This window comes from Actinomadura sp. (genome assembly GCF_044508335.1).
Lineage (GTDB): Bacteria > Actinomycetota > Actinomycetes > Streptosporangiales > Streptosporangiaceae > Spirillospora.
In genome coordinates, this window is sequence record NZ_JBIQHY010000065.1 from 1 (window position 1) to 1,742 (window position 1,742).

The 1,742-nt window shown below is 72.0% G+C and carries 1 protein-coding gene and 1 pseudogene; both read left to right on the forward strand.

The window, feature by feature from the left end; genetic code table 11:
- Positions 1-1,427, forward strand: a 1,427-nt coding sequence (locus ACIWVC_RS21245; RefSeq protein ID WP_396454462.1) for an ATP-binding protein, incomplete at its 5' end; no start/stop codon positions are given.
- Positions 1,424-1,742, forward strand: a pseudogene (locus ACIWVC_RS21250) (response regulator); the annotation flags it as partial. The gene ACIWVC_RS21245 and the pseudogene ACIWVC_RS21250, both read left to right, overlap by 4 nt.

Below are 1,742 nucleotides of genomic sequence, written 5' to 3' on the forward strand. Positions count from 1 at the left end.
TCCTCGTCGACCAGGTCGACCCGGCGACGCTGGAGCAGTTCCGGCTGTCCACCGCCGTCACCAACCAGGACGCCGCCATCCGCGACTACGCGCAGGACGGCCGGGACGAGCACCTCGTCCAGTACCGCGCGGCCGTGCAGCGGGAGGCGGAGTCCGCGGCCCGGATCCGCCGGCTGCTGTCCGGGGTGGAGGGCGGCGAGGACGTCTACCGGCTGCTGGAGAAGGCGACCGCCGACTCGCACGTGTGGCGCGCCGCGTTCGCCGACCAGATCGCGGCCGGCCCGGGCGGGCAGGGCATCGACGCCGCGCGGAGCCGGGAGGCGCGGCGGCTGCTCAACCAGGCGCGCGGCGACATGACCCCGCTCCAGGTCGGCATAACGGAGCTGCACGACCGGGCCGCCGCGAGCCTGCGGTCCCGCGCGTCCATCGCCCTGTGGTCGACCGTCGCCGCGCTGCTCATGGTCGTGGTGGCCGCGCTGCTGCTCGCCGTGCTGTTCCGCCGGACGGTGCTGACGCCGGTGTCCTCGCTGACCGGGCGGGTCCGCGCCGTGTCCCAGGGCGACTTCGACGCGCCGCTGGACGTCCCGGGACCGGCCGAGATCTACGAGCTCGCGGTGATCATCGACGCGATGCGGGAGCGGATCATCCGGCAGTGGCGCAGCAGCGAGGACAAGACCCGGCTGCTCAACGAGCAGACCGAGGAGCTGCGCCGGTCCAACGCCGAGCTGGAGCAGTTCGCCTACGTCGCGAGCCACGACCTGCAGGAGCCGCTGCGCAAGGTCGCGAGCTTCTGCCAGATGATCGAGCGCCGCTACGGGGACCAGCTCGACGAGCGGGGGCGGAAGTACATCGCGTTCGCCGTCGACGGCGCCAAGCGCATGCAGGCCCTCATCAACGACCTGCTGAGCTTCTCCCGGGTCGGGCGGCTGAACGAGCCCGAGGAGTCCGTCGACCTCGCGGCCGTCGCGCGGCGGGCGGTGGACAACCTGGGGGCGCTGGTCGAGGAGACCGGCGCCGAGGTGGAGCTGCGGGACCTGCCGAGCGTCCCCGGCGACCGCACGCAGCTCACCCAGCTGTTCCAGAACCTCATCGGCAACGCCATCAAGTTCCGCCGCGAGGGCGTGCCGCCCCGGGTCGTCATCGACGCCCGCCGGGACGGCGACGAATGGGTGTTCGCGTGCGCCGACAACGGCATCGGCGTCGAACCCCGCTACGCCGACCGCATCTTCCTGATCTTCCAGCGGCTGCACCCGCGGGACGAGTACACCGGCACCGGCATCGGCCTGGCGCTCTGCAAGAAGATCGTCGAGTTCCACGGCGGCCGGATCTGGCTCGACACCGGCGACCGCGGCGACGCGCCGGGCACCACCTTCCGCTGGACCCTGCCGGTCCGGCCGCACATCACCGACGACGGAGACGACACGTGAACGAATCCCCGCACGCCATCGAGGTCCTGCTCGTCGAGGACGACCCCGGCGACGTCCTGCTGACCGTCGAGGCGTTCGAGCACAACAGGTCAACAACACGCTGAGCGTCGTCAACGACGGCGAGCAGGCGATGGCGTTCCTGCGCCGGGAGGGCGAGTACGCGGACGCGCCCCGCCCCGACCTGATCCTGCTGGACCTCAACCTGCCGCGGAAGGACGGCCGCGAGGTGCTCGGCGAGATAAAGGCGGACGACGACCTGCGCAGCATCCCCGTCGTCGTGCTGACCACGTCCGAGGCCGACGAGGACATCCTGCG